We start from the raw sequence: 21,632 nt of genomic DNA, 5'->3' as shown, positions 1-21,632 counted from the left end.
ACTCCACGCGAGTTTTCGCACTTTGGCTCAGGCCGGGTTTGAGGAGGCATTATGGACATACAGGTGATTTGCGACCACGCCGACCGTTGCAGCGCCGGGGATTGCCGACACCACAAGGCCCATGTTTTCAGTGACGGCCGGATGTGCGGCGTCCTCGGTCCTTGCCGCTCCATGCAGGACCCCGTGCGCTGCATACCGACCCGCGACCTGGGGCTGTTCGACCCCGCAGAACAGAAGCGGATGACCGAGCGGCGCCGGTATCAGGTGAAGAGGGGACGCCGCATGATCTACGATTGCTGGCACGCCAAAGTAAAAGGCGGCTTTGTGCGCTGTGACTGGAATCGCCTAGCCGAGCCGGTGCCGCTGGCAGAAGCTCTTTCCGGCGCCTGCCTCCAGATTTGCCAGGACTGCAAGGACTACGACTATGACGGATAGCCCATCGTGCGGCAGACTGCCCAACACTCATAGCTATTTAGCTACGCGCAGACTCGGCGCTTTAGCTACGATTCTTACATTGCCTCTCTCATTGCCTGTCTGCCAGACTACCCGTATGCAGCAACACAACTGCGCTGTCCCTCCCGTTACAAGGCGGGTTTGGGCTATGTGGCGAGCCGGGGATTATTGTAGTTCTCCCCGGCTCGCCACATCGGAGACGGTGTGATGGCGCCGCATCCTAAGCCGACAATCCTCAAGAAGATCGAGGGCAATCCCGGCAAGCGGCCTCTCAACGAGAACGAGCCGCAGCCGCTGCCTGTTGAGCCGGAATGCCCCCATTGGCTCATGCCCGAGGCGAAGGCGGAATGGAAGCGCATCGCCCCGGAATTGCTGCGTCTGGGCCTCTTGACTCACATCGACAAGGCTGCTCTCGCCGGCTACTGTCAGGCGTATGCCCGCTGGTCCCAGGCCGAAGCGCGCCTGACCAAGCGCGGCCTCCTCATCACCACCCAAAGCGGCTACCAACAGCAGCGCGCCGAGGTTTCAATCGCTCAACGGTATCTAGCCATTCTCAAGTCCTTCATCGCCGAGTTCGGATTGTCGCCGAGCTCCCGGGCCCGCATGGTAGTACCTGGCGGTCACAGACCGACCGAGGATCCCGAGGCGGAGCTTGAGGCGTCACTCACCGGGCGGTCAAACTGATGGTTACTGCCGTTCGCAGCGCGATCAACAAGGCTGCCGCCGAGCGCGCCGTCCGCTTCATTGAGGCACTCCGGCAGACGAAGGGGCAATGGGCCGGCCAGCGGCTGAAGCTCATGGAGTGGCAGAAGCGCGACATCATCGTGCCGCTCTTCGGTACTCTCAATGCTGACGGGATGCGCCAGTACCGGACCTGCTACGTGGAACTGCCACGCAAGAACGGGAAGAGCACTCTCGCTGCCGGTGTCGCCAATCTGCTTGCATTCGCTGATGGCGAGATGGGCGCGGAGGTCTACAGCGCCGCATCTGACCGAGATCAGGCCAGCCTGGTGTTCAACGAGGCGGCCAGCATGGTCAAGCAATCCCCGGCCCTATCCCGACACATGAAGGTCATTGAATCCCAGAAGCGCATCATCAATTACACGACCTCCAGCTTCTACCGAGCAATCTCCGCTGAGGCATATTCAAAGCATGGGTTCAATGCGCACGCCGTCATCTATGATGAGCTCCACGCCGCCGCGGACCGCGAACTATGGGACGTTCTCAGGACTTCCATGGGCGCCCGGCGCCAGCCGCTTATGTTTGTGATCACTACAGCCGGCGTTGATCGGAACTCCATCTGCTGGGAGATGCACGACTACGCTCTCAAGGTTCTCTCCGGCGTTGTCGAGGACCCGACATTCCTGCCGGTCATTTACGCCGCGCCTGATGATGCCGATTGGAAAGACGAGAAAGTCTGGGCCGCGGCCAACCCAGCCCTGGGCGAGTTCCGGGCTCTGGACGAGATCCGGATGCTGGCGCATCAAGCCGCTGAGACACCCGCCTTCGAAATGACCTTCCGCCGTCTCTATCTAAATCAGTGGGTTAACTCCTACGAGCGCTGGATGCCGCTCGACAAATGGGATGCTTGTGGTGGTCTGGTAGACATGGATTCTCTCAAGGGCCGGCCGGGCTATGCCGGCCTTGACTTGTCGGCCACAACCGATCTTACCGCCCTGGGCATTGACTTCCCGCGTGAAGACAGCACGCATGACATCCTCGTCCACTTCTGGATACCCGCCGACACCATGCGGGAGAAAGAGCGCAAAGACCGTGTGCCGTACTCGGAGTGGGTGCGGCAGGGCTACATCACGGCGACCCCGGGTAATGTCATCGACTACAAATCGATCATGCAGTACCTCGTGGAGGCCCGGGAACGGTTCGACATCCGCGAGGTTGCCTTCGACCGTTGGGGTGCGACAAAGCTCTCGCAGGACCTCATCGACGCCGGTTTCGTCATGGTCCCGTTCGGGCAAGGGTTCGCCTCGATGTCGGCGCCGACCAAGGAACTGATGACGCTGGTGCTGGGCGGCAAAGTTCGGCACGGCGGTAACCCGGTGCTGCGCTGGAATGTGGACAACATCGTTGTTAATCAGGACCCGGCCGGCAACCTCAAGCCAGACAAAGCCCGCTCGACGCAGCGCATTGATGGCGTCGTGGCGCTGATTATGGCGCTGGACCGGGCGACGCGGCACGCCGGCGAGCTGGGGCCGAGCGTGTACGAATCAAGGGGCGTGATCACCATATGAAAATGCCGCCCGTGGTTGACCGTATCCGCCGGGCCTTCTCTGTTCGCAGCTCCCCGACCGTGGCTGACCTCGACCGCTTCATGGATGATGCGATTGGCGGGAAAGCCTCGGCAACCGGAGTGCGAGTCAGCGAATCAAGCGCACTTGCGACCTCGGCCGTGTGGGCGTGCGTTCGGCTGCTGTCTGAGACTGTGGCCTCATTGCCGTTACCGCTCTACCGCAAGCTACCGCGGGGTAAAGAACGGGCATATGAACATCCGCTCTATGCTCTCTTGCACGATCAGCCGAATCCCGAAATGCCCGCCATTGCCTTCCGTGAGGCGCTGCAGGGGCACCTTTGCACATGGGGCAATGCCTATGCTGAGATTGAGTACGATCTAGTGGCCGGGACCATCAAGTCGCTCTGGCCGTTGCGCCCCGACCGCATGGCCGTGAAGCGCGAGAGCAATGGGCAAATCCGCTACTACTACAAACTGCCGAATAATCAGACAACCATACTCCCAGCCTATCAGGTGTTTCATATTCCCGGTTTCGGCTTCGATGGCTTGGTCGGCTACTCGCCAATCGCGCTCGCGCGTGAAACGGTCGGCTTGGCGCTCGCCACTGAGGAATTCGGGGCGAGGTTCTTTGGCAATGGCGCCAAGGTGGGCGGGATCCTCGAGCACCCTGGCAAACTCAGCCCGCAGGCGCACGAGAACTTGAGAAAGAGCTTCAACTCCGAACACCAGGGGCTCACCAATGCCCTGCGCCTGGCCATTCTCGAAGAGGGAATGAAATACCAGCAGGTGGGGATTCCTCCGGAAGATGCCCAGTTCCTGGAGACGCGGAAGTTTCAGGTCCGGGAGATCGCCCGCTGGTTCCATGTCCCGCCTCACATGATTGCCGACCTGGAGCAGGCGACATTTTCGAACATCGAGCACCAGGGCATCGAGTATGTTGTCTACAGTGCCCGGCCGTGGCTGGTGCGCTGGGAACAGTACATCAGCACCAAGCTGTTGGGGCCGGAAGAGCGCAAGGACTATCTGGCCGAATTCGTCGTCCAGGGGCTCCTGCGCGGCGATGTGCAGGCGCGCTACAACGCCTACGCCATCGGTCGCCAGAATGGGTGGCTTTCCGCAAACGACATCAGGGAGCTGGAGAACATGAATCCGCTTCCTGGCGAAGAGGGCGACATCTATCTCGTGCCACTGAACATGGTCCCGACGAGCGAACTCGGTCAGAAAGATACTACGCCTGCCGCTGACCCACAGGCGGCCCCGCATACTGAGGGTGAAGCGCGAGGCGGCAAGCGGAAGATGTACGAGCGTCAGCGTATCGCCACGTCATTCCTGCCGATTTTCAGAGATGCTGCCGGCCGGATATTGGAACGCGAACGGCAGAACGTCGCCCGGGCAGCCAAGAAGCACCTCGAAGAGAGATCGCTGGACTCATGGAATCAGTGGCTCGCGGATTTCTACCGAGACTTCCCGGAGTACATCTCCCGGCAAATCCTGCCCGCGGTCAAGGGGCTCGGCGACGCCGTTGAGCCAGTGGCCGCCGACGAAGTGAAATCCAAAGCAAAGGCTGATGGCCTGGACGATTTCCATCGAAAGTACGCGCAGGCCTTTGCCGCCCGGTACGCCGAATCTTCTCAGGGCCAACTCAAGGCACTAGCCGCAGAAGCTGACCCGCTGGTGGCTGTAGATGACCGCCTCGACGAATGGGAACAGACGCGGCCGGACAAGGTGGCGAGGAATGAGACTACTCAGGTCGCGAACGCCGTGGCGAAGTTCGTTTTCGCGGCTGCTGGCATCACTAAATTGATCTGGCGCAATACCGGAAGCGATACCTGCCCATTCTGCTCAGAACTGGATGGTACGGTCGTCGGCATTGAGCAGGATTTCGTAACGGCCGGAAGTGCGATTGAGGGCCCGGATGGCAAGCAAATGAAGAGCTGGGGGCCGAAGAGACACCCGCCGATTCACGCCGGTTGCCAGTGTGTGATTGAGCCGGCCTAGGAGGGCGAAAATGGAAATGGAACGCAGGGACTTTCCAATCTCAGAGTTGCGTATCTCAGGCGACGACAAGGCGCCGAAGATTACGGGGCATGCTGCCATCTTCGACACTCTATCGCTCGACCTTGGCGGCTTCAAAGAGAAGATCGCCCCTGGAGCTTTCAAGAAGACCATCCGGAATGGCGATGTGCGCGCCCTCTTCAACCATAACCCGGATTACGTTCTCGGCAGAACCAAGAGCGGCACGCTGAAATTGAAGGAGGACCAGACAGGTCTGGCAATCTCCATAGATCCGCCGGATACCGGCTTCGCTCGGGACCTACAGGAGAGCATCGCCCGCGGGGACATCGACCAAATGTCCTTCGGGTTCCGGTGCATCAAGGACGCCTGGGAGAACCAGGAGGGCAAGAATAGCGTACGGACTCTACTTGAGGTGGAGCTGTTCGATGTCTCGCCGGTGACATTCCCGGCCTATCCTCAAACGGACGTGAACGTCCGCAGCGCCTTCACAGCGGTCGGGTTGAGCTATGAAAACTTGGCCGGCATTCTCATTCGCGCGCAACGTGGTCTGGCTTTGACCGGCTCGGACCACGACACGATAAGGGCGGCCATAACCGTCCTGCAAAGCCATCTCCCTACTGAGCCGAAACAACCGGACGCGCAGGGTGCTCACGATGATGGGCATGTTGCACGCCTGGCCCAGTTGCGGCGCCGGCTGGAGTTGGCGGTAGCTTAATTGAATTTGGAGGTTTGAACATGCAGAGACTTTTGGAACTGCGCAGAAAGAAGACTGCGCTCCGGGAACAGGCAGATGCCGTGATCGACAAGGCGGCAGCCGAGAAGCGCGCCCTGACTCCCGACGAGGAGAAGGCGGCCGACAAGATCATAGCCGACATCCAGGCCGTCAAGCGCGATGAGGAGCGCCACATTGCCCTTCACCCCGAGATTGCCGAAGAGGCCCGCAAGGTCGAACAGACCAGGGTGCCGTCGGCGACCCCTGGTGATGGCGCCGCGACCGCTCCCAAACCCTTCCGCTCCCTGGGCGAGCAACTCCTGGCCGTCAAGGACTTCTACACCGACCGCGGCCTTGACAAGCGTCTCACCGAGGTCCGCACCGGGCCGTCCGGCCTGAACGAGGGCACGCCGTCGGAGGGCGGTTTCCTTGTGCAGCAGGACTTCACGGCGGAGCTCCTCAAGAACACCTACGACACCAACGAGATCCCGCGCCGCTGCCGCCGTATCCCCATCAGCGGCCCGTCCAATTCCTTCAGTATGAACGTCATCGACGAAACTTCCCGCGCCACCGGCTCACGTTGGGGCGGCATCCAGGTCTACCGCGTTGCCGAAGCCATTGCCACCACCGCCAGCAAGCCGAAGTTCGCCAAGCTCGAAATGAAGCTCGAGAAGATGATGGGCCTGTGCTACGCGACCGACGAGAACCTTCAGGACGCCACGCAGCTCGGCGCCATCATCTCGCAGGGCTTCACCGAGGAATTCGGCTTCAAACTCTCGGATGAGATCTTCCGTGGCGACGGTGCCGGCAAGTGCCTTGGCATTCTTTCCAGCCCCGCCTTGGTCACCATTGCCAAGGAAACCGGCCAGGCGGCCGACACGATCGTCACTGAGAACATCCTCAAGATGTGGAAGTGCCGCAAGGGGCGCAACCTGGCGTGGCTCTACAATCAGGAACTCGAGGACCAGCTCGAAACCCTCACCCTGGCAATCGGCACCGGCGGCGTGGAGATGCGGCTTTTCGCCCCGCCCACAGTTGCCGGCGGTTTCGGCACCATCAAGGGCGCCCCGGCCATCCCGGTTGAGGTTGCTTCCGGCGCGGGCGATGTCGGTGACATCGTTCTGGCCGACCTTTCCCAGTACCTCCTCATCGACAAGGGCGACATCCAGACCGCCGAGTCGATCCACGTGATGTTCCTGACGGATGAGAGCACCTTCCGCTTCATCTACCGCGTCAATGGCCAGCCGATGGCCAAGTCCAAGATCACGCCCTACAAGCGAACGGACTCCAACTTCTACGTCAGCCCCTTCGTCACACTGGCGGCCCGGTAGTAACAAGGCAACGAATGATCGGAGGCAATTGAGATAATGAAAGACCTCGGAATGGTTCGACACATAGTACCCATCACGGCACCCGTCCAGAAGACGGCGACCTTCGTGACGCCTCACGTGGCCATGAAGAAATACGAGAATGCCCAGTTCCTCGTTCTTCTCGGCGCGATGGAGACTGACGATTTCGTGATGACCGTCACCTGCAGCGCCGCAACCGCCGGGTCCAGCGCTACCGCAATCGCGTTCAAGTACCGCCTTTCGGCGGCGGCTGGCACCGATACCATGGGGGATGCTACCGCCTGCGCTTCGACCGGCCTGACGCTGGCCAATACCTACGACGGCATGGTGGTGGTGGTGGATGTTGATGCGGTCGAAATGACGGCGGACAAGCCGTATCTCGGCCTCACGTTCACCGATCCCGGCTCTGCCGATGCGGTCATCGGCGTGGTAGCCCTTCTCAAGCCCCGCTACCCGCAGGCGACCAACGACGGAGCGCTCACCTAGTTCTGGCAGGCTTCACCGGGTGAGCCTCTAATCACCCGGAATACAAAGGTAACTCAATAGGAGGAACCCTGAAATGACTGGAGCAAAGACGGCCCTATTCAGCCGCAAGCAGCGCGGCGGCGTTTTCGCAATCGAGGACCAAAGCCGGAGCACCGGCGATAGAGTCTACGTCCATAGCGGGACTGGCTCGGATGCGGCGGGATATGGCTACACCCCTGACAAGCCCGTCGCCACCATTGACTACGCTGTCGGTCTATGCACCGCCAGCCAGAATGACATCATCTACGTCATGCCCGGGCACGCCGAGAGCATATCCGGCGCGACCTCGCTCGTGGTGGACGTCATCGGCGTCAGCATCATCGGCCTCGGCAGCGGCGCGCTCCGGCCAAAGCTGACCTTCACGGCTGCCGACGGCACAGTATCGGTCACGGCGGCCAATGTGCGCATCGAAAACATCCAGTTCTATTCGAACTTTGCCGAGATCGTTACCGCCCTCACCGTGGGGGCCGATGCCGATGGCTTCAGGCTCATCAACACCCGATGGGAGGAAGCCGCCGCCAATAAGGAATTCCTGATTGGTGTCTCGATCGCAGCCGCCTGTCACGATGTCGGCATTGACGGGTTCGACTGGTACGGCGTCATCACTGGCAGCGAGACGAGCGCCATCGTATTCGCCGGGGCCAGCAACTACTCGTACGTGCGGAACTTCCGCATCTTCGGCGACTTCTCGGGCGCTGCGATAGACGCTCTCACCGCCGCAAGCCTTTTCATGGACTTCGGCCCGGGCGTGCTCATCAACGTGGACACAACCGCCGGACTCCTCATTTCAGTCAAGTCGGACACGACCGGCTTCATGCACGACATCAACGCCATGTCGGGTAAAAACGACGTGACGGTGGTCGGCGCCGCGATGAACTACTGCACCATCAAGGTCACCAACGCAGCCGGGGCGCAGGGCAGGATCGACCTGCCGGCGGTAGACACCTAGAGAGCAATGACCGAGCTGAAGGCCGTGGCGGGCTTGCTCCTTCCCCGCCACGGCCAGAGGCCGGAGGTGAAGAATGACAGTTGTTTTGGTTTCAGGTTCGATCAAGAGGTTCACCGGCCTGTCTGGTGACTCCAAGCCGACCAGCGTGCCGAACGGTTCGACATTCCTGGAGACGGATACCGGGGTTGCCTACATCACATCTGATGGCGGGGCAAACTGGACGGTGTTTACCATTGGGCAGGTCGGCCACAATGTCAGCGCGATTGCAGACAACCGGAAGGTTGTTGCGACCGCCGGCACCAGGGAGACCTTGGCAGCGTCTACCTCGGCAAAGTTCGTGGTCATAACCGCCGAGACTGACAACACTGGCGTGGTGGTGGTCGGAGGCTCGACGGTAGTGGCCGCGCTCGGTACCAGACGGGGCAAACCGCTGAACGCCGGGGAGTCCCTCGGTTTTCCACTTGACAATCTCGCCGACGTCTATCTCGATGTTACCGTGAATGGCGATGGCGTCACGTACGTGTACCTCACGTAAGGAGCGTGACAGATGAACTACTTTCGATTTGAGATTCCAAAGGGCTTGCGGTATTCACCCGGCTGGTTCGGGACCATGCCGAAATGCCCGCGCAACGTGGTCGTTGACCTCTATAATGAGGGAGCTGGCTACGGCCTTGCTCATACCTCGGACGTGCTGCCAAAGGAAGTCACAGCCCTGACGGAGAAGAACGCCCTAGCGCTCTTGGCCACGGTGCAGGATGGGGAGGGCGTGTGGTTCGGCCAGAAGCTGGCGGACCGTGATTGGGGTGCAGAGTTGAAGGTGGAGATGCCAGTCTCCAATCCAAGCACCCCGGAGACGGCAGTCGAACCGGCGGTACGGGACACCACGGTCGAGCGAAAGGTGGTCAACGTGGATCATCACTTTTGCTCAGTCTGTCATATTCGGGTATGTGATGTCTTTCACATGGATGATGGGACCGTCAAGGTACTTCGCAACGGGAATCCCCTCATTCAGGGGCTCATAGCAAAAGCGATCAATTTCACCTGTGACAAGGGTCATGAGGTAAGGGTGGCGATGAATGGCTAGTAGATACTGTGTCGTAGGGCAGGCGTTCATCACTAATGGCGCAGTCATTACCTGCGCGGAAGCAGGCAGGGTAGCTGCTTCGGGGAACACTACCTTGAACTTGACTGACGCTGGTGGCGGTGGCACTTTCACCATCACCCTTGCCGCTGGCTGTACTGGCACCATCACAAGTGGCACCTCCACTATCACTGACTCCCCCAAGGCTCTGGTAGCAGGGGCAAATGTGATAACTGCGGCAGGGACAGGTACTGCCACTCTCAACCTCACGCTTGGTACTGGCGGCAACACTAATACAGTCAACTCTTGGTCTGCTACTAGTGGCGGTGTTAGTGGCGCATCAGTTCCAACTAGTGCTGAAGGTGTAGTCTTTGATGCAAACTCGTTCACGGCGGCTAGTCAAGTCGTGACCGTAGATGCGACCTTCAACTGCCTCTCTATGGACTGGACGGGGGCAACTAACGCTCCGACCTTCGCGGGAACCAACATAATCAGTGTAGCTGGTGGCTCAGTGACTTTCATCGCGGCTATGACTCACTCGGCTACCGGCAACTTGGCCTGGGTAAGCGGTGCAGGGGCAGCAACTCTAACTACCAACGGGCTTGCCCTCACCTGTAGTATCGAACTAAGTGCTGGAGGCACGTTTACCGGCACTCTGACTCTTGGAGATGCTCTGACTACAACTGGCAGTGTATCTCCGCAGCATGGGACATTCACGACAGGCAATTTCGCCATCTCGTGTGGGGTATTTAGCCCCGACTGGGCTGTCTCCAAAACCCTGAATCTCGGAACGTCTGTCATCACCTGTACTGGAGTAAATTCGGCAAATGCCACGGCAATCAGTACGACCATCAATGCAAACACGGCGGCGTTTACTATCTCTGGTACTGGGACGCTCGCGCTCGGCCCTCTCGACTGGGATGGGGCTAGTTTCACACTAGCGGGCTCGACGCATACAGTCAGTGGAGCTTTCACCTGCGCTAATATGACTCTCCATCCTGCCAGCCACACAACTGCCAATGCTGTCACATTCACATCAGGCACAACGGTTACAGTCTCAGACACCTTCACGACTGATGGCGGAGCAAGGGCAACGCAGCTTCTCGTCCAAAGCTCGACGCTAGGAACCGCTGCCACCATCAACGCGGCAGTCATAGCCTGCACCAATACTGACTTCATGGACATCACAGGAGCAGGTGCAGCTACTTGGGATTTGTCGGCGCAGACTGACATCGGGAACTGTGGCGGCAATGCTTTCAAGGCTCTTGGGGATGCAGCGTTCCCCGCGAGTGCAGCGCAGACCTCTGCGGGTGCTGGCAACTGGTCGGGTGCTATCTGGGGTGCGGGTAGAGTGCCACTACCACAGGATGATGTTTCTTGCTCTCATAGCGTGACGATGGATATGCCAAGGGCTGGCAAGTCCATCACGTTTACGGGGACGCCGACGGCTACTTTGAGCGTGGGTGTTAGCAACTACGGGGCCCTTACGCTAGTGACTGGCATGACTTATACACACGCTAATAAAACCAATTATATGCGTGGGCGTGGGGATTACGCATTAACAACTAATGCCAATGCCATCAGCGGGTTAGAACTAGTGGCTCCTGGTGGAACTGTAACATTGGGTAGCGCATTAACGTATGGCTCCAACATAAACCTCAGCGTTGTGGCTGGCACGCTCACCACCGCGAATTTCGATTTGACTGGTGGGTATATGCGTTTCAATTCCGTCACGGGGGCTACTGCCGTGATGAACCTTGGGACTAGCACGATAACGCTCAACAATACAGGGGCAGGTGCAAATAAATGGAATGTGGCTGGAACTGGTACTAATACCCTCAATGCTGGTACTTCCACAATAGTCATAACCAATTCAACCGCAAACGCTCAAAACCTTATTGGTGGCGGCCTCACCTACAACAACGTCACCATCGCTGGTGCAGGCAACTATGCTTTGACTATCAGCGGGAGCAATACGTTCAACACGCTCACCATTGACCGGAGTGTAGCGGCCAAGACGGTCGCCTTCACGGACGGCACGACACAGACGGTGACGAACTTCATCTGCGCCGCGAGTGGCACCACGGTTGTCACGCTCACGGGCACCGGCGCGGCGGGGTGGACGCTCACGAAGGCCGGCGGGGGTCAAGTCGTTCTCGACTACCTGGCACTCAGCTACTCGACGGCGAGCCCGGCGAATACCTGGTACGCCGGATCGCACAGCTACATCGCAGCGGGGTCGGTGTCCGGATGGATATTCGGGGACCCCGGGACGCCTGACAGCTTCATAGTTCCGATGTGGCCGAACATGGTTCAGGCTTATCCGTAATTGAAGTCGAAACGGGTCCGCAAAGTGAGGCGCAAAGTGATGCCGGTTGAATCCGCTGTGATTGAAGCGCCTGAGAACACCATGCTGACATACCAGGTATGCCGGGTCCGCCGAAATGCCAGGCGGGGAGTTGCCCATGGCTAACGCTTACGTAAACCTGACCAATTTCAAGGCGCGGGTCAGCGTCACCAGTACGACCGATGATACCCAAATGAAGCTGCTTATCGAGGCGGTGAGCCGGATCATCGACCGCTACTGCAATCGCCACTTCCACACGAAGAGCGAGATCCGCTATTTCGACGGCGACGGCGCTGACAATCTGGTGGTCCCCGACATCCTCTCCATCACCAAAGTGGAAATGGACGACGACCAGGACGGCCTGACCTGGGAAGTCGAGTTGGACACAACCACGCCTGACTACATGCTCCAGCCATACAACGAGTACCCGAAATGGCGTCTTCAGATGCACTCGCAGAGTGACTACTCAGCCATCACTCGGGGCGTCAAAACAATGAAGATCACGGGCATCTGGGGCTACGGCGACGGGCAGTCGGCCACGCCGTACGCTGCCAGCGGCGCCGTAGTCAACACCGGTGGCATCACGGACAGCGCCACGACTCACGCCCTGGCAACAGGCAAAGGCGCACTGTTCTCGGTCGGGGATACCATCCACATCGGGGCAGAGCAGTTGTACGTCACCGGGGTCAGCTCCGACACGCTGACGTTCGAGCGGGGGAAGAACGGCACGGCGGCGGCGGCCCATATTGCGGCCGATGTCATCTACATCTACCTGTATCCGGAGCCGGTGCGCGAGGCGTGTCTCGTTCAAGCCGGGCGACTTTGGAAACGCAAGGACACATTCTTTGCTCAGGTCGTGACTGCTCCAGAGATGGGCAGCTACGAGGTCTTCCGCGGCCTCGATCCCGACCTGAAGATGATGCTGGCGGACCTGGTGCTGCCGAAGGGCGCGCGCAAATGAGGATGTCCGTCGAGTTGCAGGGATTGGAAAGATTGGAGCGCAAGCTCCAGCCGGAGCTCGTGGCGGGCCCGGTGCGCCAGTTTTTCAAGGAGAGCACGGACCTGCTACTGGGGCGCGTGCTGAAGAATGCCCCTAATGACCTCGGCACCCTCAAGAGCCGCATCTCCAGCAGCATTGACTCGCGGCAGGTGCCGCTATGGGGCAAGGTGGTAAGCCGCGCGCCACATAGTCACCTTCTGGAGTACGGTGTGGCAGCGCACATGGCCCCGCGGCAGCCGTTCATTGCCTGGGGCGAGCGCAAGGGAGTCTCCGGTGTTGGGGCATGGCTCAAGATGATCACCAAGGGCATCAAGGGCCGCTTCTTCGTGTGGCGGGCGCTTAAGGACTCGGACGGCGACATAGAGCGGAATGAGAGGAAAGCCGAGCGCGCCATTGAGCAGGAGTTTGAGCGGCGATGAGTATTGCTGGTATCAGGTCGGCCATTGCCTCCGCGCTGACATCGGTCACATTCCTGAAGCGCATCTATACCTACCCACCGGAGAGCATTGGCGAGCCGCCGTGCGCCTATATCGTCCCGAAGTCCGGAAACTTCCATGATGATTTCGCCGGGTCCATGACTCACGAGTTTGAGGTCGTGGTCCTCCTGACAATCGGGCCCGGCTTTACCCAGCAGCAGACGGCGCTGGATTTACTTATTGACGAGACCGCCAGCGCCATCAGGGCGGCCATCGAGGGCGCGTCTCTCGGGAGCAACGCTGACGCCATCGTGGTCACCGGTTACCACGATTACGGCGGCATTCAGTACGGGGAGAATCCCACGCAGACATTCATGGGCGTCAAATTCGATGTGCAAGTGAGCACCTAGGAGGTCGTTATGGCGAGACTCTCGGGCAAAACAGGCGAGGTCACACAGGCCGGCGGCACCATCGCGGGTATCAAATCCTGGACGCTTGACCAGGAGGTCGAGGCGCTTGAAGGGACCGGCTTCGACAGTTCCGGGCTCAAGGGCTACTCCCCCGGGCTCTCCGGCTGGAAGGGTTCGTTTGAGGGCTATAAGGATGGAGCCCCGCTCACCATCGGGACCGAGGTCGCGCTGGTACTCAAGGAATCCCAGACAGCCACCCAGAAGTTCACAGGCCAGGCCATCATCACCAAGCTGGGCGTCAAGACCGACATCGCCGGCCTGGTGGCCTACTCGTATGAGTTCCAGGGCACCGGCGCGCTCACCATAGCGACGGCATAAAGGAGGCACCACATGGCAAGGCTTTCGGGTAAAGCCGGGGCTGTCCACCTTGGTTTACAGACGGTCCATGCCTGCGACGCGGCGTGGACTACTGCTGGCGCGGGCCGCGTGTCAACACTCGACACAACTGATTACAAAGTGGGATCGGGAGCGGCGAAGGTGGTCACGACGACCATCGGGGGGACGACGCTGCTGCATACCATCGACTTCGCGGCAATCAACCTGGCCGCGTACGTGGCAATCCTTTTGTGGGTCAAGTCCTCGGTCAACCAAAGTGCCGGAGATTGCCAGTTGCTCCTGGACGATACCAGCGCTTGCGCTTCGCCCTTGGAGTCTTTGGATCTGCCGGCACTGACGGCCGATGTCTGGAAATTCTGCAAACTGGCGCTGGCAAACCCCGGTAGCGATACGGCCATCATCTCGGCCGGCATCAAACAGATCACGGACCTGGCGGATATGACGTTCCGCTGTGACGCTATCGAGGCAGCGAAGACCATTGCCGGCATCAAGTCGTGGACGCTCGACCAGGAAGTCGAAGTGCTGGAGACTACGGCCTTTGACTCCAGTGGCGTGCGCAGCTTTGCCCCCACACTGACCGGCTGGAAGGGCAGCTTCGAAGGGTTCAAAGATGGCGCGCCGTTGACTATAGGCACGGTGATTGGCCTCGAGCTGCGTGAGTCGGCGACGGCTACCCAGCAATTCCGGGGTAGCGCCATCATCACCAAACTCAACCCCAAGGTGGACATCAGCGGCCTTGTTACCTACGCCTACGAGTTCCAGGGAATTCACGGGCTGGAGATTGCCAGCGCATAGCGGGAGAGAGAAGGAGAGGTATGAGCAAGTTCTTTATCGAGGACGGCGAGGTCGAGCGCCTGACGTTCGGCGACGGCGAGTGGGTAGACCTCAAGCTCGAGTTCACCCAGCTCGACCGCGACTACATGCTGCAACAAATGGCGAGCGCCGAGACGGTGGATGTGGAGAAGGGTGGTCAGACGGTCAAGGACGTCAGGGTGAGTCTGACCATGGGGCGCATCGCCCTATTGGAACGCGGCATTGTGGCGTGGTCCTTCAAGAACGATGCGGGGAAGCCGGTGCCGGTCAACCGTGACTCCGTGAGCCGTCTGCGCGGCTGCTATCGCGAACCGACTCTGGAGAAGATCGATGCTCTCAGCAAAGAAGCCGAGGCGTATGTCCGAAAAAACTCCTGAACGGCGTCCATGCGCCCCTGTACCGGCTGATGGTGGGGGCGAATCCGCAGGAGTTGGACGCCGAGGAGCAATTGCCACTGGAAGATGCGGAGCGGTGGCGGCGGTACAAGATCATGAGGACGATGCACTGGACGAAATGGGAGTACGACCGCCACCCGGCGAACTTCCTGGACGAGCTGTATCTCTTCATGGCCACCGAGGAACGGGCCGAGCATGACATTGAGGTCGAGCGAGCCAAGAATGGCAGGTGACCCATGGCCGAACTAACTATCCTTATGAAGCTGAGGGATGAGGCCACTAAGGGCATCCAGGGCACCCTTTCGCAGCTCAAGAAGGCTGGCATCGACGTAAGACAGATTGGCTTGGCCATGACCGCGGCCGGAGCCATGATTACTGGCTCGGCAATCAAGATGGCGACGGACTATGCGAACCTCGGCGAGGAACTGGAGCGCCTGCGCTCCAAGACCGGCATGAGCACCGAGGCCCTTTCAATCTATCGTTACATGGCGCAGCAAGTCGGGATCTCGACCGACGCCGTGGCTACAGCATTCCGGGGCATGGCGGCCTTTGTCACTGAGGCAGGTACCAACTCCGGGGAAGCCTCGAAGGCGCTGCGCGGACTCGGGCTATCAATGGACGATCTGGCCGGGAAGTCGCCAGAAGAAGCGTTCAATGTCCTTTCCCGGGCAGTAGCAGGTATCGAAGACCCACTGAAGCGATCGGCGATGGCCCAGCGCGTCTTCGGACGCTCCGGGACTGAGATTCTGCCGATCCTCGACCTGGGCGCGGACGGCATGGCCAAGATGCAGGCCGAGGCGGAGCGGCTGGGCCTTGTCATGGATGAGAAGGCCATGAAGTCCGCCATCCAGATGGACTACAGTATTGACCAACTCAAGGGCAGCCTTCTAGGGCTGACGACGGCGCTGGCCCGGCTGGTGATCCCCTACCTCACGCCGTTCGCTGATGCCATGGCCAAGGTCATTGGCAAAATCATCAAATGGACAGAGGACAATCCGGAACTGGCAAACACATTGGCCGGAATCGCCATTCCCCTCGGGGTCATCATGAGCATCGTCGGCCCCATGTTGGTGGCTCTGCCCACCCTGGCCAAAGGGTGGTCGCTAGTCAGTACAGCCGTCGGGTGGGTGGCCGCCGCCTTGGGCGTCACGAGCCTGGCGGCTGCGGGCCTTATTGCCATGCTGGTGATTGGCATTCTCATGATGGTGATCCCGGCAATCATGTACTGGGACAGCATCACCAAGGACCTCGCCAATACTTGGAACTATCTGTGGGCGCTCTTCGAGGCCGGGAAGACCATTGTAGCGGCCTATGCCGTGTTCGCCGGCGCCTGGCTCAAGTGGCTGTTCACCGAGGCCATTCCCTACTATGTCCAACTGGCCTGGGATACCGTCTGGGCCTGGGGTGAGGGCGCCTTTGAGGCGGGCCTGAACTTCATCCTCAATCTATGGGAAGGCATCAAGTCGGCGGCCGGGTGGTTGTGGGGAGTCCTCAAGGCTCTCGGCTCGTATCTCTGGCAGGCGCTCACCAGCGGCTTCACCGGCGCCAGTTTGGAAATGCCGAAGCTCCCGGAGTGGGGCAATATCCCGAGGTCGCCGGTTATCACGCCGCCGGTTGCGCCACCGCCCGCGCCACCTCCTCCGGTCATCATCATCACTAACAACATCCAGGGCTCGGTTGTCAGCGAGCGCGACCTCACCAACGTGGTGCGCCAGAATCTCCTGGCTGATATGCGCCGGAACGTGAACACAGGGATCGCCTGATGCCGATTACGTTCATACCGGCCGTCACCGTCAGGATCGCGCTGACTACTGACCCGTTCAGTGATAGCCCGGCGTGGACGGATGTCTCCAAGGATGTCGAGGCTATCCACATTGCCCGGGGGCGCTTCCACGAACTCGACCGGCTTGAAGCGGCCACGGCCACGATCAAGCTCAAGAACACATCAGGCGCTTACTGGCCTGCCAATGCCTCCGGCCCTCATTATGGGTACCTGCTGCCCATGAAGCGCGTGAATATCAGGGCGACAGACCTGATTGCCGGCACATGGGACATCTACACCGGCTTCATTGAGGCATTCCGTCCCGGCTGGGAGTCCCTGGGCGGCAAGGGCGCCTACATGGAGATTGACTGTGCCTGCATCGTCAAGTGTCTCTCCCGCCGGCTTTTGAATGATGGTGGCGGTTATGCTCAGGAATTGTCCAGCGTCCGCGTAGAGAATGTCCTTGACGACCTTGGCTGGAATGCCACGGAGCGGACCATCGGCACCGGGAAGACAACCCTCCTCGCCTCCGGGGCGCTAGCCAACGCGAACGCCATGAGCCATCTCTTCTCAGTTCAGGACACGGAAATGGGGCGGCTCTTCATGGCGGGGAATGGTTATGTCATCTTTCAGAACCGCGAGCACCGGCTCACCGGGGCGCGGCTTATTTCGAAGTCCACCTGGGGTGATGGCGTGGGTGAATGCCGCTACCAGAAGGCCGAGTTCTCCTTCGATGAGTCCTTCCTCTACAACGATGTCAGATGCACGGCCGAGGGCGGCGCGGAGCAAGTCGGCAGCGATGCGGCCAGCGTCACCGCCTACGGCCAGCGCAGCCTCTCCCGGACCGGCCTGCTGTTCCCCACCGACTCAGAGGCACTCGATCAGGCCAACTACCTGCTCTCGCGCTACAAGGACCCCTTCCAGCGAGTCAAGGAGTTGACGATACTGCCTGCCACCAACGCGGGCGACTACTGGACAAAGGTGTTGAGTTATGAGATCAGCGACCGCATCACGGTCAGACTCTCGCCGGCGGGCATTGATGCGGATTACTACATCGAAGGCGTGTCCCACGACTGCGACATGCGCGATGGCATCTGGACGACGAAATGGCAACTGACGCCCGCCGAAATCTTCACCTATTGGCTTCTGGATACCGATCAACTCGACACCGGCACACGGTTGTCGTGGTAAAGGAGCGCTGAGATGGCTTGGACAGCACCGCGCACATGGGCTACTGGCGAGATTGTCACGGCGGCGATGCTCAATACCCACGTCAGGGATAACGAGCTCTACCTGAAGGGCGAAACTGACAAACTCAATACCCTGGCCTACTCATCTCCCGGGGGGCGGGCTCTCGGGACAAATTATCAGAATACCAGCGGGAAGATGATGTTCATCTCCGTCACCATCATGGTGTCGAACATTGCCGCGAACTTCGCGCGCCTGAATGCCTACCTCGGAGTGGCTTCGCCTCCGGCCACGACCGTGGCGATTCAAAACTCTCAGGCCGATGCCACCACCAATGGCATTGCAGCGCTCTCGATAATGGTGCCCAATGGCTATTACTACAAGTTCGACTCGACGGGGAGCGTTGTGGGCGCCGGCTCGATCACGCTCGTTTCGTGGTACGAGTGGGAGTTGCACTAGTATGAAACATCGCTGCGCAAGTCTGTTCGCCTTCGGCCTGCTCATCGCCTGCGCCGGGTGGATTGGTGTCTCGGCGTCGATGCTGCTCTGGTACGACTCGGTGGCGTGGGTGGAAGGCAATAAGGCAATCGTGATCGGAAGCCTGGCAATGTGCGCCGGCACTGTCATTCTGGGCCTCGAACTACTGATATGGTACTTCCGGCACCTCAAAGGAGAGGCAAAATGCTAGAGCATCCTGAGTTTGCCTGGTTACTGGGCATCGTGGTAGGTCTGTTCTTTTCCATTCTGGGCGTGCAACTATGGAACGTGCTGTCGCTGCCGAAGTTGATTGAGAAGGCTGTGGCGAAATGCCAGGAGACCGCCGGGAAGCTACACGGGCTGGAGGACAAGGCGACTGAGTTGCGTTTCAAGCGCAACGAGAAGCGGCTGGACGAACATGACGATACTCTCCGTGACTACGGGACACGCATTACCGAAGTTGAAAAGGCGGTGCTGCCATGACATTCAAAGACTACCGTTGGCCGGTTTTCTTGGTGACGGTCGGCATGGCGGCGGCATGGGTGGCCGTCCTGTTTGCCACGCCGTTGATTCTGCTCGACCGGTTCGGCTTGGACCTCTTGAAGTCCATTGACCCCACCGTGTCGCTGTTCGTCGGCGTGGGGATCGGGCAGATCGTGGGACAGGTGACGAGCGCCTTCGTCGTCGTCTTCACCTTGATGTACCAGTTCTGGTTCAGGAAGTCCGGGCCTACTGAGGCGGCAAAGTGACAGAGAACACAGCCGAGCTTGTCAGAGAAGTCTGGCAGCTCACTCAGCGGTTGAAGGCAGCCGCGGCCGAGACGAAGAGACTCACCGGGAAATTGACGGATGGGGCAAGAATGGCCAGTCTGCACCGGCCCATTCGAGGGAAGGTACAGCGTGAGTAAGAAGTGGCGCATCCTGGCAATCGCCCTGGCCGGTGCCGCGGCCGTCATCGCCCTGGCTGTGTGGTTCTTCGCCGGCCCCTGGTACTACGCCCTCTGGCACAACATCATGGGCCTGCCGCATCCCTGGACGTGGTATCTACGGGAGTGTGCCCAATCATACCCGGTGTGGTGGATCGCCGCCCCGGTGGTGGTCAGCGTGGCCGTGCTGGCCTTCTACTGGGCGACTCTAGCCCGGCGCGCGCGGCGAGATACCGGCCGGTACGACTGGCGAAACGTTCTTAGACGCTGGGTGCGCAGCCATCCCCTGCTCGTGCTGTTCGTGCCCTGGTTCTGCATGGTTGGCTGGTGGGTGCTGTGCGTTCACCTGTGGGGGTTGGTGTAGACTAGAGCCGCGCTGTTCTGCGGTCCATCGACATGGACGCGATGTCTGCTCCCGGTCAACCACGACCCGCCCCGACACCTCCGGCTCAAGGTTCCGCCCCGAAACCGTGACCGTTATGTCGAGAGCCTCCAGCACCACACGCCGGGTCATGGTGTCGGCCCCGGGCAGGAGCTCACCGAGCTTTTCCAGGCGCTCCATGACGACCTCGCGCCACCGGGCGCCCGTGGCCTGAGACTCGGCCAGCGCCTTGAGCCTGTCCAGTTCCGCCTGAGCCTCGCCGATTTCACGCCGGCAGCGGGCCATCTCCGCAGCAAGCCGCACATCATCGAGGACGCCCTGCCCGTACAGCCGGATAAAGCGGCCCTCCTCAGCCCTCGAGGCCTTCAGCCGCCCCTCGGCCAGGGCCCGCTCGCTGTCCAATGTCGTGACCTCTGACGCCGTGGCATTGTCCACCATCGGCACCATGACCTCGCGCTTGGCCAGGCCGTCGCAGACTTTCCGCCAGACTTTCTCCTCGAGGCTGTCCGCCGGGATCACGCCGAGGTTGCACTTCCGGTCGGCCCGTACCGCCGAGAGGCAGCGGTAGGCCCGGTAGCCACCCTTGTCCGGTCGGTAGCCGCCCGGAGAGCCCCCGGCCTGTGTGAGATTCTATGGTGACGATGCCCTAGCGTATCCCTAGCGCCTCTGCCGGGGAGAACCGGCTATGAGACTTGAGTGCCTCGATGTCGTCCACCGCTTCGGCATACCGCAGCACCATCTCCATTGACTCCCAATAAATCACCACAAGTGACTTCCAGCGACTTCACCATAGCTAACCGCGTGAGTTCGTAGCCCTGTCATGGGCCTCCCATTCACTGTCACTATCTTTGACAATATCTTGCATAGGGTATAAAGTACGAGTATGTTGACACAGAAAACGGCACAGACCAAAGCCATTGAGGACTATCTGAGGGCTCAGAACTTCCGAAGGGGATGCCAGACAAAGGCAGCTAAGAAGTTCGGCGTCACTCGCCAGTGGGTGCAGTTCATAGCACAACGTATGATTCGCAGGGGGGAAACGAAATGACCACGGCTATCAGGGAAACCAGCACGGAAACCATCACGCTCTGCCCCAGGTGCGGGGCGTCCCTCGGCTACCTCAAGGAATGTATGAGCGAACCCGCAGGGAGCCCGAACAGGCTGATCGCATCGCACATCATCGGCGGGTGCCGGGGATGCCGGGAAATGCTGGAGGCCGCGAAATGATCTACACCACGTTTAAACTATGTAAGGCGGCGGGGGCCTGCGTTGAATCCTACACCAGGTTCCGCAAGCACAAGAGTGGCGCAAAGTGGCCGATGACCCGGCCGTTCCCTCTCACCGAGGTTCTCGACGTTCTCGGTCTGGGCGACACGCTATGGTGCCTGCGCTGTGCCACCGACCAGCCCGCCGCCAACAAACTAGCGCGGCTGTTCTCCGCCGACTGCGCGGAGAGGGCGTTGCCCAATTTCGAGAGGCAGTGCCCCGGCGACACGAGAGTGCGGGACTGTATCGCCGTGGTGAGGCGCTACGCCAACGGGCAGGCCACAGCAGAGGAGCTGCAAGCCGCAGGGGCCGCCGCAGGGGCCGCAGCAGGGGCCGCCGCAAGGGACGCCGCAAGGGACGCCGCAAGGGACGCAGGGGCCGCCGCAAGGGACGCCGCATGGGCCGCAGGGGCCGCCGCATGGGCCGCCGCATGGGGCGCCGCAGGGGCCGCCGCGGCGGCCGCGGGGGCCGCGGGGGGCGCCGCGGGGGACGCCGCAGGGGCCGCCGCAGGGGCCGCCGCGG

28 protein-coding genes are annotated in these 21,632 nt (G+C 60.4%); 26 read left to right on the top strand and 2 right to left on the bottom strand.

Annotation, left to right across the window (positions count from 1 at the left end; genetic code table 11):
• The first annotated feature begins 51 nt into the window (after positions 1-51).
• The 10 genes from WC683_13685 to WC683_13640 all read left to right on the top strand — a co-directional run bounded on the left by WC683_13685 (position 52) and on the right by WC683_13640 (position 9,336).
• Positions 52-435 carry a hypothetical protein gene (locus WC683_13685; protein MFA4973657.1) on the top strand — a complete coding sequence of 128 codons (384 nt, stop codon included), beginning with the start codon at positions 52-54 and terminating at the stop codon, positions 433-435.
• Between the two features lie 225 nt (positions 436-660).
• Positions 661-1,137 carry a phage terminase small subunit P27 family gene (locus WC683_13680; protein ID MFA4973656.1) on the top strand — a complete coding sequence of 159 codons (477 nt, stop codon included), beginning with the start codon at positions 661-663 and terminating at the stop codon, positions 1,135-1,137.
• A complete protein-coding gene (locus tag WC683_13675) occupies positions 1,137-2,702 on the top strand; it encodes a terminase TerL endonuclease subunit (GenBank protein MFA4973655.1) in 1,566 nt (521 codons plus the stop codon). The genes WC683_13680 and WC683_13675 overlap by 1 nt, the downstream gene beginning before the upstream one ends.
• Positions 2,699-4,699 (top strand): phage portal protein, encoded by a 2,001-nt coding sequence (locus tag WC683_13670; protein MFA4973654.1) that lies wholly within the window; start codon positions 2,699-2,701, stop codon positions 4,697-4,699. The genes WC683_13675 and WC683_13670 overlap by 4 nt, the downstream gene beginning before the upstream one ends.
• Positions 4,700-4,709: 10 nt before the next feature.
• On the top strand, positions 4,710-5,432 hold the full coding sequence (locus tag WC683_13665; protein ID MFA4973653.1) for an HK97 family phage prohead protease: 723 nt from the start codon (positions 4,710-4,712) through the stop codon (positions 5,430-5,432).
• A gap of 20 nt (positions 5,433-5,452) precedes the next feature.
• Positions 5,453-6,760 carry a phage major capsid protein gene (locus WC683_13660; GenBank protein MFA4973652.1) on the top strand — a complete coding sequence of 436 codons (1,308 nt, stop codon included), beginning with the start codon at positions 5,453-5,455 and terminating at the stop codon, positions 6,758-6,760.
• Between the two features lie 36 nt (positions 6,761-6,796).
• On the top strand, positions 6,797-7,264 hold the full coding sequence (locus tag WC683_13655) for a hypothetical protein (GenBank protein MFA4973651.1): 468 nt from the start codon (positions 6,797-6,799) through the stop codon (positions 7,262-7,264).
• Between the two features lie 73 nt (positions 7,265-7,337).
• The gene (locus tag WC683_13650) at positions 7,338-8,252 is read left to right on the top strand and encodes a hypothetical protein (protein ID MFA4973650.1); all 915 of its coding nucleotides are present in this window, start codon (positions 7,338-7,340) and stop codon (positions 8,250-8,252) included.
• A gap of 73 nt (positions 8,253-8,325) precedes the next feature.
• Positions 8,326-8,787 carry a hypothetical protein gene (locus tag WC683_13645; GenBank protein ID MFA4973649.1) on the top strand — a complete coding sequence of 154 codons (462 nt, stop codon included), beginning with the start codon at positions 8,326-8,328 and terminating at the stop codon, positions 8,785-8,787.
• Between the two features lie 12 nt (positions 8,788-8,799).
• A complete protein-coding gene (locus WC683_13640; protein MFA4973648.1) occupies positions 8,800-9,336 on the top strand; it encodes a hypothetical protein in 537 nt (178 codons plus the stop codon).
• Positions 9,337-9,867: 531 nt separating this feature from the next.
• On the opposite strand, the gene WC683_13635 is transcribed toward WC683_13640, so the two are convergent.
• Positions 9,868-10,518 carry a hypothetical protein gene (locus tag WC683_13635; protein ID MFA4973647.1) on the bottom strand — a complete coding sequence of 217 codons (651 nt, stop codon included), beginning with the start codon at positions 10,516-10,518 and terminating at the stop codon, positions 9,868-9,870.
• Positions 10,519-11,146: 628 nt separating this feature from the next.
• Here WC683_13635 and WC683_13630 point away from each other — a divergent pair.
• The 14 genes from WC683_13630 to WC683_13565 all read left to right on the top strand — a co-directional run bounded on the left by WC683_13630 (position 11,147) and on the right by WC683_13565 (position 19,286).
• Complete coding sequence (locus WC683_13630; protein ID MFA4973646.1) at positions 11,147-11,662, top strand: hypothetical protein; 516 nt, start codon at positions 11,147-11,149, stop codon at positions 11,660-11,662.
• Positions 11,663-11,798: 136 nt separating this feature from the next.
• The gene (locus tag WC683_13625; protein MFA4973645.1) at positions 11,799-12,641 is read left to right on the top strand and encodes a hypothetical protein; all 843 of its coding nucleotides are present in this window, start codon (positions 11,799-11,801) and stop codon (positions 12,639-12,641) included.
• Positions 12,638-13,099: a hypothetical protein gene (locus WC683_13620; GenBank protein MFA4973644.1), complete on the top strand. Its 462-nt coding sequence runs from the start codon at positions 12,638-12,640 to the stop codon at positions 13,097-13,099. Before WC683_13625 ends, WC683_13620 begins: the two co-directional genes overlap by 4 nt.
• Positions 13,096-13,506, top strand: a complete 411-nt coding sequence (locus tag WC683_13615) for a hypothetical protein (GenBank protein MFA4973643.1) — start codon at positions 13,096-13,098, stop codon at positions 13,504-13,506. Before WC683_13620 ends, WC683_13615 begins: the two co-directional genes overlap by 4 nt.
• A gap of 9 nt (positions 13,507-13,515) precedes the next feature.
• Positions 13,516-13,884 carry a hypothetical protein gene (locus tag WC683_13610; protein ID MFA4973642.1) on the top strand — a complete coding sequence of 123 codons (369 nt, stop codon included), beginning with the start codon at positions 13,516-13,518 and terminating at the stop codon, positions 13,882-13,884.
• 12 nt (positions 13,885-13,896) lie between these two features.
• Complete coding sequence (locus WC683_13605; protein MFA4973641.1) at positions 13,897-14,697, top strand: hypothetical protein; 801 nt, start codon at positions 13,897-13,899, stop codon at positions 14,695-14,697.
• Positions 14,698-14,717: 20 nt separating this feature from the next.
• Positions 14,718-15,092 carry a hypothetical protein gene (locus tag WC683_13600; protein MFA4973640.1) on the top strand — a complete coding sequence of 125 codons (375 nt, stop codon included), beginning with the start codon at positions 14,718-14,720 and terminating at the stop codon, positions 15,090-15,092.
• A 32-nt stretch (positions 15,093-15,124) separates the two neighbouring features.
• Positions 15,125-15,343 (top strand): hypothetical protein, encoded by a 219-nt coding sequence (locus tag WC683_13595; GenBank protein MFA4973639.1) that lies wholly within the window; start codon positions 15,125-15,127, stop codon positions 15,341-15,343.
• Positions 15,344-15,346: 3 nt separating this feature from the next.
• Positions 15,347-16,873, top strand: a complete 1,527-nt coding sequence (locus WC683_13590; GenBank protein ID MFA4973638.1) for a phage tail tape measure protein — start codon at positions 15,347-15,349, stop codon at positions 16,871-16,873.
• Positions 16,873-18,063 (top strand): hypothetical protein, encoded by a 1,191-nt coding sequence (locus WC683_13585; protein MFA4973637.1) that lies wholly within the window; start codon positions 16,873-16,875, stop codon positions 18,061-18,063. Before WC683_13590 ends, WC683_13585 begins: the two co-directional genes overlap by 1 nt.
• A 12-nt stretch (positions 18,064-18,075) precedes the next feature.
• Entirely contained in the window at positions 18,076-18,519 is a 444-nt protein-coding gene (locus tag WC683_13580) for a hypothetical protein (GenBank protein MFA4973636.1), read from the top strand.
• Between the two features lies 1 nt (position 18,520).
• Complete coding sequence (locus WC683_13575; protein ID MFA4973635.1) at positions 18,521-18,748, top strand: hypothetical protein; 228 nt, start codon at positions 18,521-18,523, stop codon at positions 18,746-18,748.
• Positions 18,742-19,020, top strand: coding sequence for a hypothetical protein (locus tag WC683_13570; protein ID MFA4973634.1), 279 nt, complete (start codon positions 18,742-18,744; stop codon positions 19,018-19,020). The genes WC683_13575 and WC683_13570 overlap by 7 nt, the downstream gene beginning before the upstream one ends.
• Positions 19,017-19,286 (top strand): hypothetical protein, encoded by a 270-nt coding sequence (locus tag WC683_13565; GenBank protein ID MFA4973633.1) that lies wholly within the window; start codon positions 19,017-19,019, stop codon positions 19,284-19,286. The genes WC683_13570 and WC683_13565 overlap by 4 nt, the downstream gene beginning before the upstream one ends.
• Positions 19,287-19,670: 384 nt before the next feature.
• Here the strand turns inward: WC683_13565 and WC683_13560 are convergent, their stop codons facing one another.
• Positions 19,671-20,363: a hypothetical protein gene (locus WC683_13560; protein ID MFA4973632.1), complete on the bottom strand. Its 693-nt coding sequence runs from the start codon at positions 20,361-20,363 to the stop codon at positions 19,671-19,673.
• A gap of 525 nt (positions 20,364-20,888) precedes the next feature.
• Between WC683_13560 and WC683_13555 the strand changes: the two genes are divergently transcribed.
• Together WC683_13555 and WC683_13550 are read left to right on the top strand one after the other, a co-directional pair.
• Positions 20,889-21,071: a hypothetical protein gene (locus tag WC683_13555; protein MFA4973631.1), complete on the top strand. Its 183-nt coding sequence runs from the start codon at positions 20,889-20,891 to the stop codon at positions 21,069-21,071.
• Positions 21,068-21,632, top strand: a 565-nt coding sequence (locus WC683_13550) for a putative immunity protein (GenBank protein ID MFA4973630.1), incomplete at its 3' end; no start/stop codon positions are given. The genes WC683_13555 and WC683_13550, both read left to right, overlap by 4 nt.

The sequence above is a fragment of the bacterium genome (assembly GCA_041648665.1).
GTDB lineage: Bacteria > UBA10199 > UBA10199 > 2-02-FULL-44-16 > JAAZCA01 > JAFGMW01.
Note: the sequence above shows the minus strand (reverse complement) of the source record. Positions and strands in the feature narration are given on the sequence as shown.

What these genes read in the sequence shown, in the direction of transcription:
- WC683_13625 (MFA4973645.1), top strand. Translation starts at nt 11,799, where the DNA reads ATGGCTAACGCTTACGTAAACCTGACCAATTTCAAGGCGCGGGTCAGC.
- WC683_13555 (MFA4973631.1), top strand. Translation starts at nt 20,889, where the DNA reads ATGACCACGGCTATCAGGGAAACCAGCACGGAAACCATCACGCTCTGC.
- WC683_13565 (MFA4973633.1), top strand. Translation starts at nt 19,017, where the DNA reads ATGACATTCAAAGACTACCGTTGGCCGGTTTTCTTGGTGACGGTCGGC.
- WC683_13620 (MFA4973644.1), top strand. Translation starts at nt 12,638, where the DNA reads ATGAGGATGTCCGTCGAGTTGCAGGGATTGGAAAGATTGGAGCGCAAG.
- WC683_13645 (MFA4973649.1), top strand. Translation starts at nt 8,326, where the DNA reads ATGACAGTTGTTTTGGTTTCAGGTTCGATCAAGAGGTTCACCGGCCTG.
- WC683_13570 (MFA4973634.1), top strand. Translation starts at nt 18,742, where the DNA reads ATGCTAGAGCATCCTGAGTTTGCCTGGTTACTGGGCATCGTGGTAGGT.
- WC683_13680 (MFA4973656.1), top strand. Translation starts at nt 661, where the DNA reads ATGGCGCCGCATCCTAAGCCGACAATCCTCAAGAAGATCGAGGGCAAT.
- WC683_13635 (MFA4973647.1), bottom strand. Translation starts at nt 10,518, where the DNA reads ATGTCCATGAAGTCAGTATTGGTGCAGGCTATGACTGCCGCGTTGATG.
- WC683_13665 (MFA4973653.1), top strand. Translation starts at nt 4,710, where the DNA reads ATGGAAATGGAACGCAGGGACTTTCCAATCTCAGAGTTGCGTATCTCA.
- WC683_13640 (MFA4973648.1), top strand. Translation starts at nt 8,800, where the DNA reads ATGAACTACTTTCGATTTGAGATTCCAAAGGGCTTGCGGTATTCACCC.
- WC683_13655 (MFA4973651.1), top strand. Translation starts at nt 6,797, where the DNA reads ATGAAAGACCTCGGAATGGTTCGACACATAGTACCCATCACGGCACCC.
- WC683_13615 (MFA4973643.1), top strand. Translation starts at nt 13,096, where the DNA reads ATGAGTATTGCTGGTATCAGGTCGGCCATTGCCTCCGCGCTGACATCG.
- WC683_13670 (MFA4973654.1), top strand. Translation starts at nt 2,699, where the DNA reads ATGAAAATGCCGCCCGTGGTTGACCGTATCCGCCGGGCCTTCTCTGTT.
- WC683_13605 (MFA4973641.1), top strand. Translation starts at nt 13,897, where the DNA reads ATGGCAAGGCTTTCGGGTAAAGCCGGGGCTGTCCACCTTGGTTTACAG.
- WC683_13590 (MFA4973638.1), top strand. Translation starts at nt 15,347, where the DNA reads ATGGCCGAACTAACTATCCTTATGAAGCTGAGGGATGAGGCCACTAAG.
- WC683_13650 (MFA4973650.1), top strand. Translation starts at nt 7,338, where the DNA reads ATGACTGGAGCAAAGACGGCCCTATTCAGCCGCAAGCAGCGCGGCGGC.
- WC683_13675 (MFA4973655.1), top strand. Translation starts at nt 1,137, where the DNA reads ATGGTTACTGCCGTTCGCAGCGCGATCAACAAGGCTGCCGCCGAGCGC.
- WC683_13585 (MFA4973637.1), top strand. Translation starts at nt 16,873, where the DNA reads ATGCCGATTACGTTCATACCGGCCGTCACCGTCAGGATCGCGCTGACT.
- WC683_13580 (MFA4973636.1), top strand. Translation starts at nt 18,076, where the DNA reads ATGGCTTGGACAGCACCGCGCACATGGGCTACTGGCGAGATTGTCACG.
- WC683_13685 (MFA4973657.1), top strand. Translation starts at nt 52, where the DNA reads ATGGACATACAGGTGATTTGCGACCACGCCGACCGTTGCAGCGCCGGG.
- WC683_13600 (MFA4973640.1), top strand. Translation starts at nt 14,718, where the DNA reads ATGAGCAAGTTCTTTATCGAGGACGGCGAGGTCGAGCGCCTGACGTTC.
- WC683_13660 (MFA4973652.1), top strand. Translation starts at nt 5,453, where the DNA reads ATGCAGAGACTTTTGGAACTGCGCAGAAAGAAGACTGCGCTCCGGGAA.
- WC683_13575 (MFA4973635.1), top strand. Translation starts at nt 18,521, where the DNA reads ATGAAACATCGCTGCGCAAGTCTGTTCGCCTTCGGCCTGCTCATCGCC.
- WC683_13610 (MFA4973642.1), top strand. Translation starts at nt 13,516, where the DNA reads ATGGCGAGACTCTCGGGCAAAACAGGCGAGGTCACACAGGCCGGCGGC.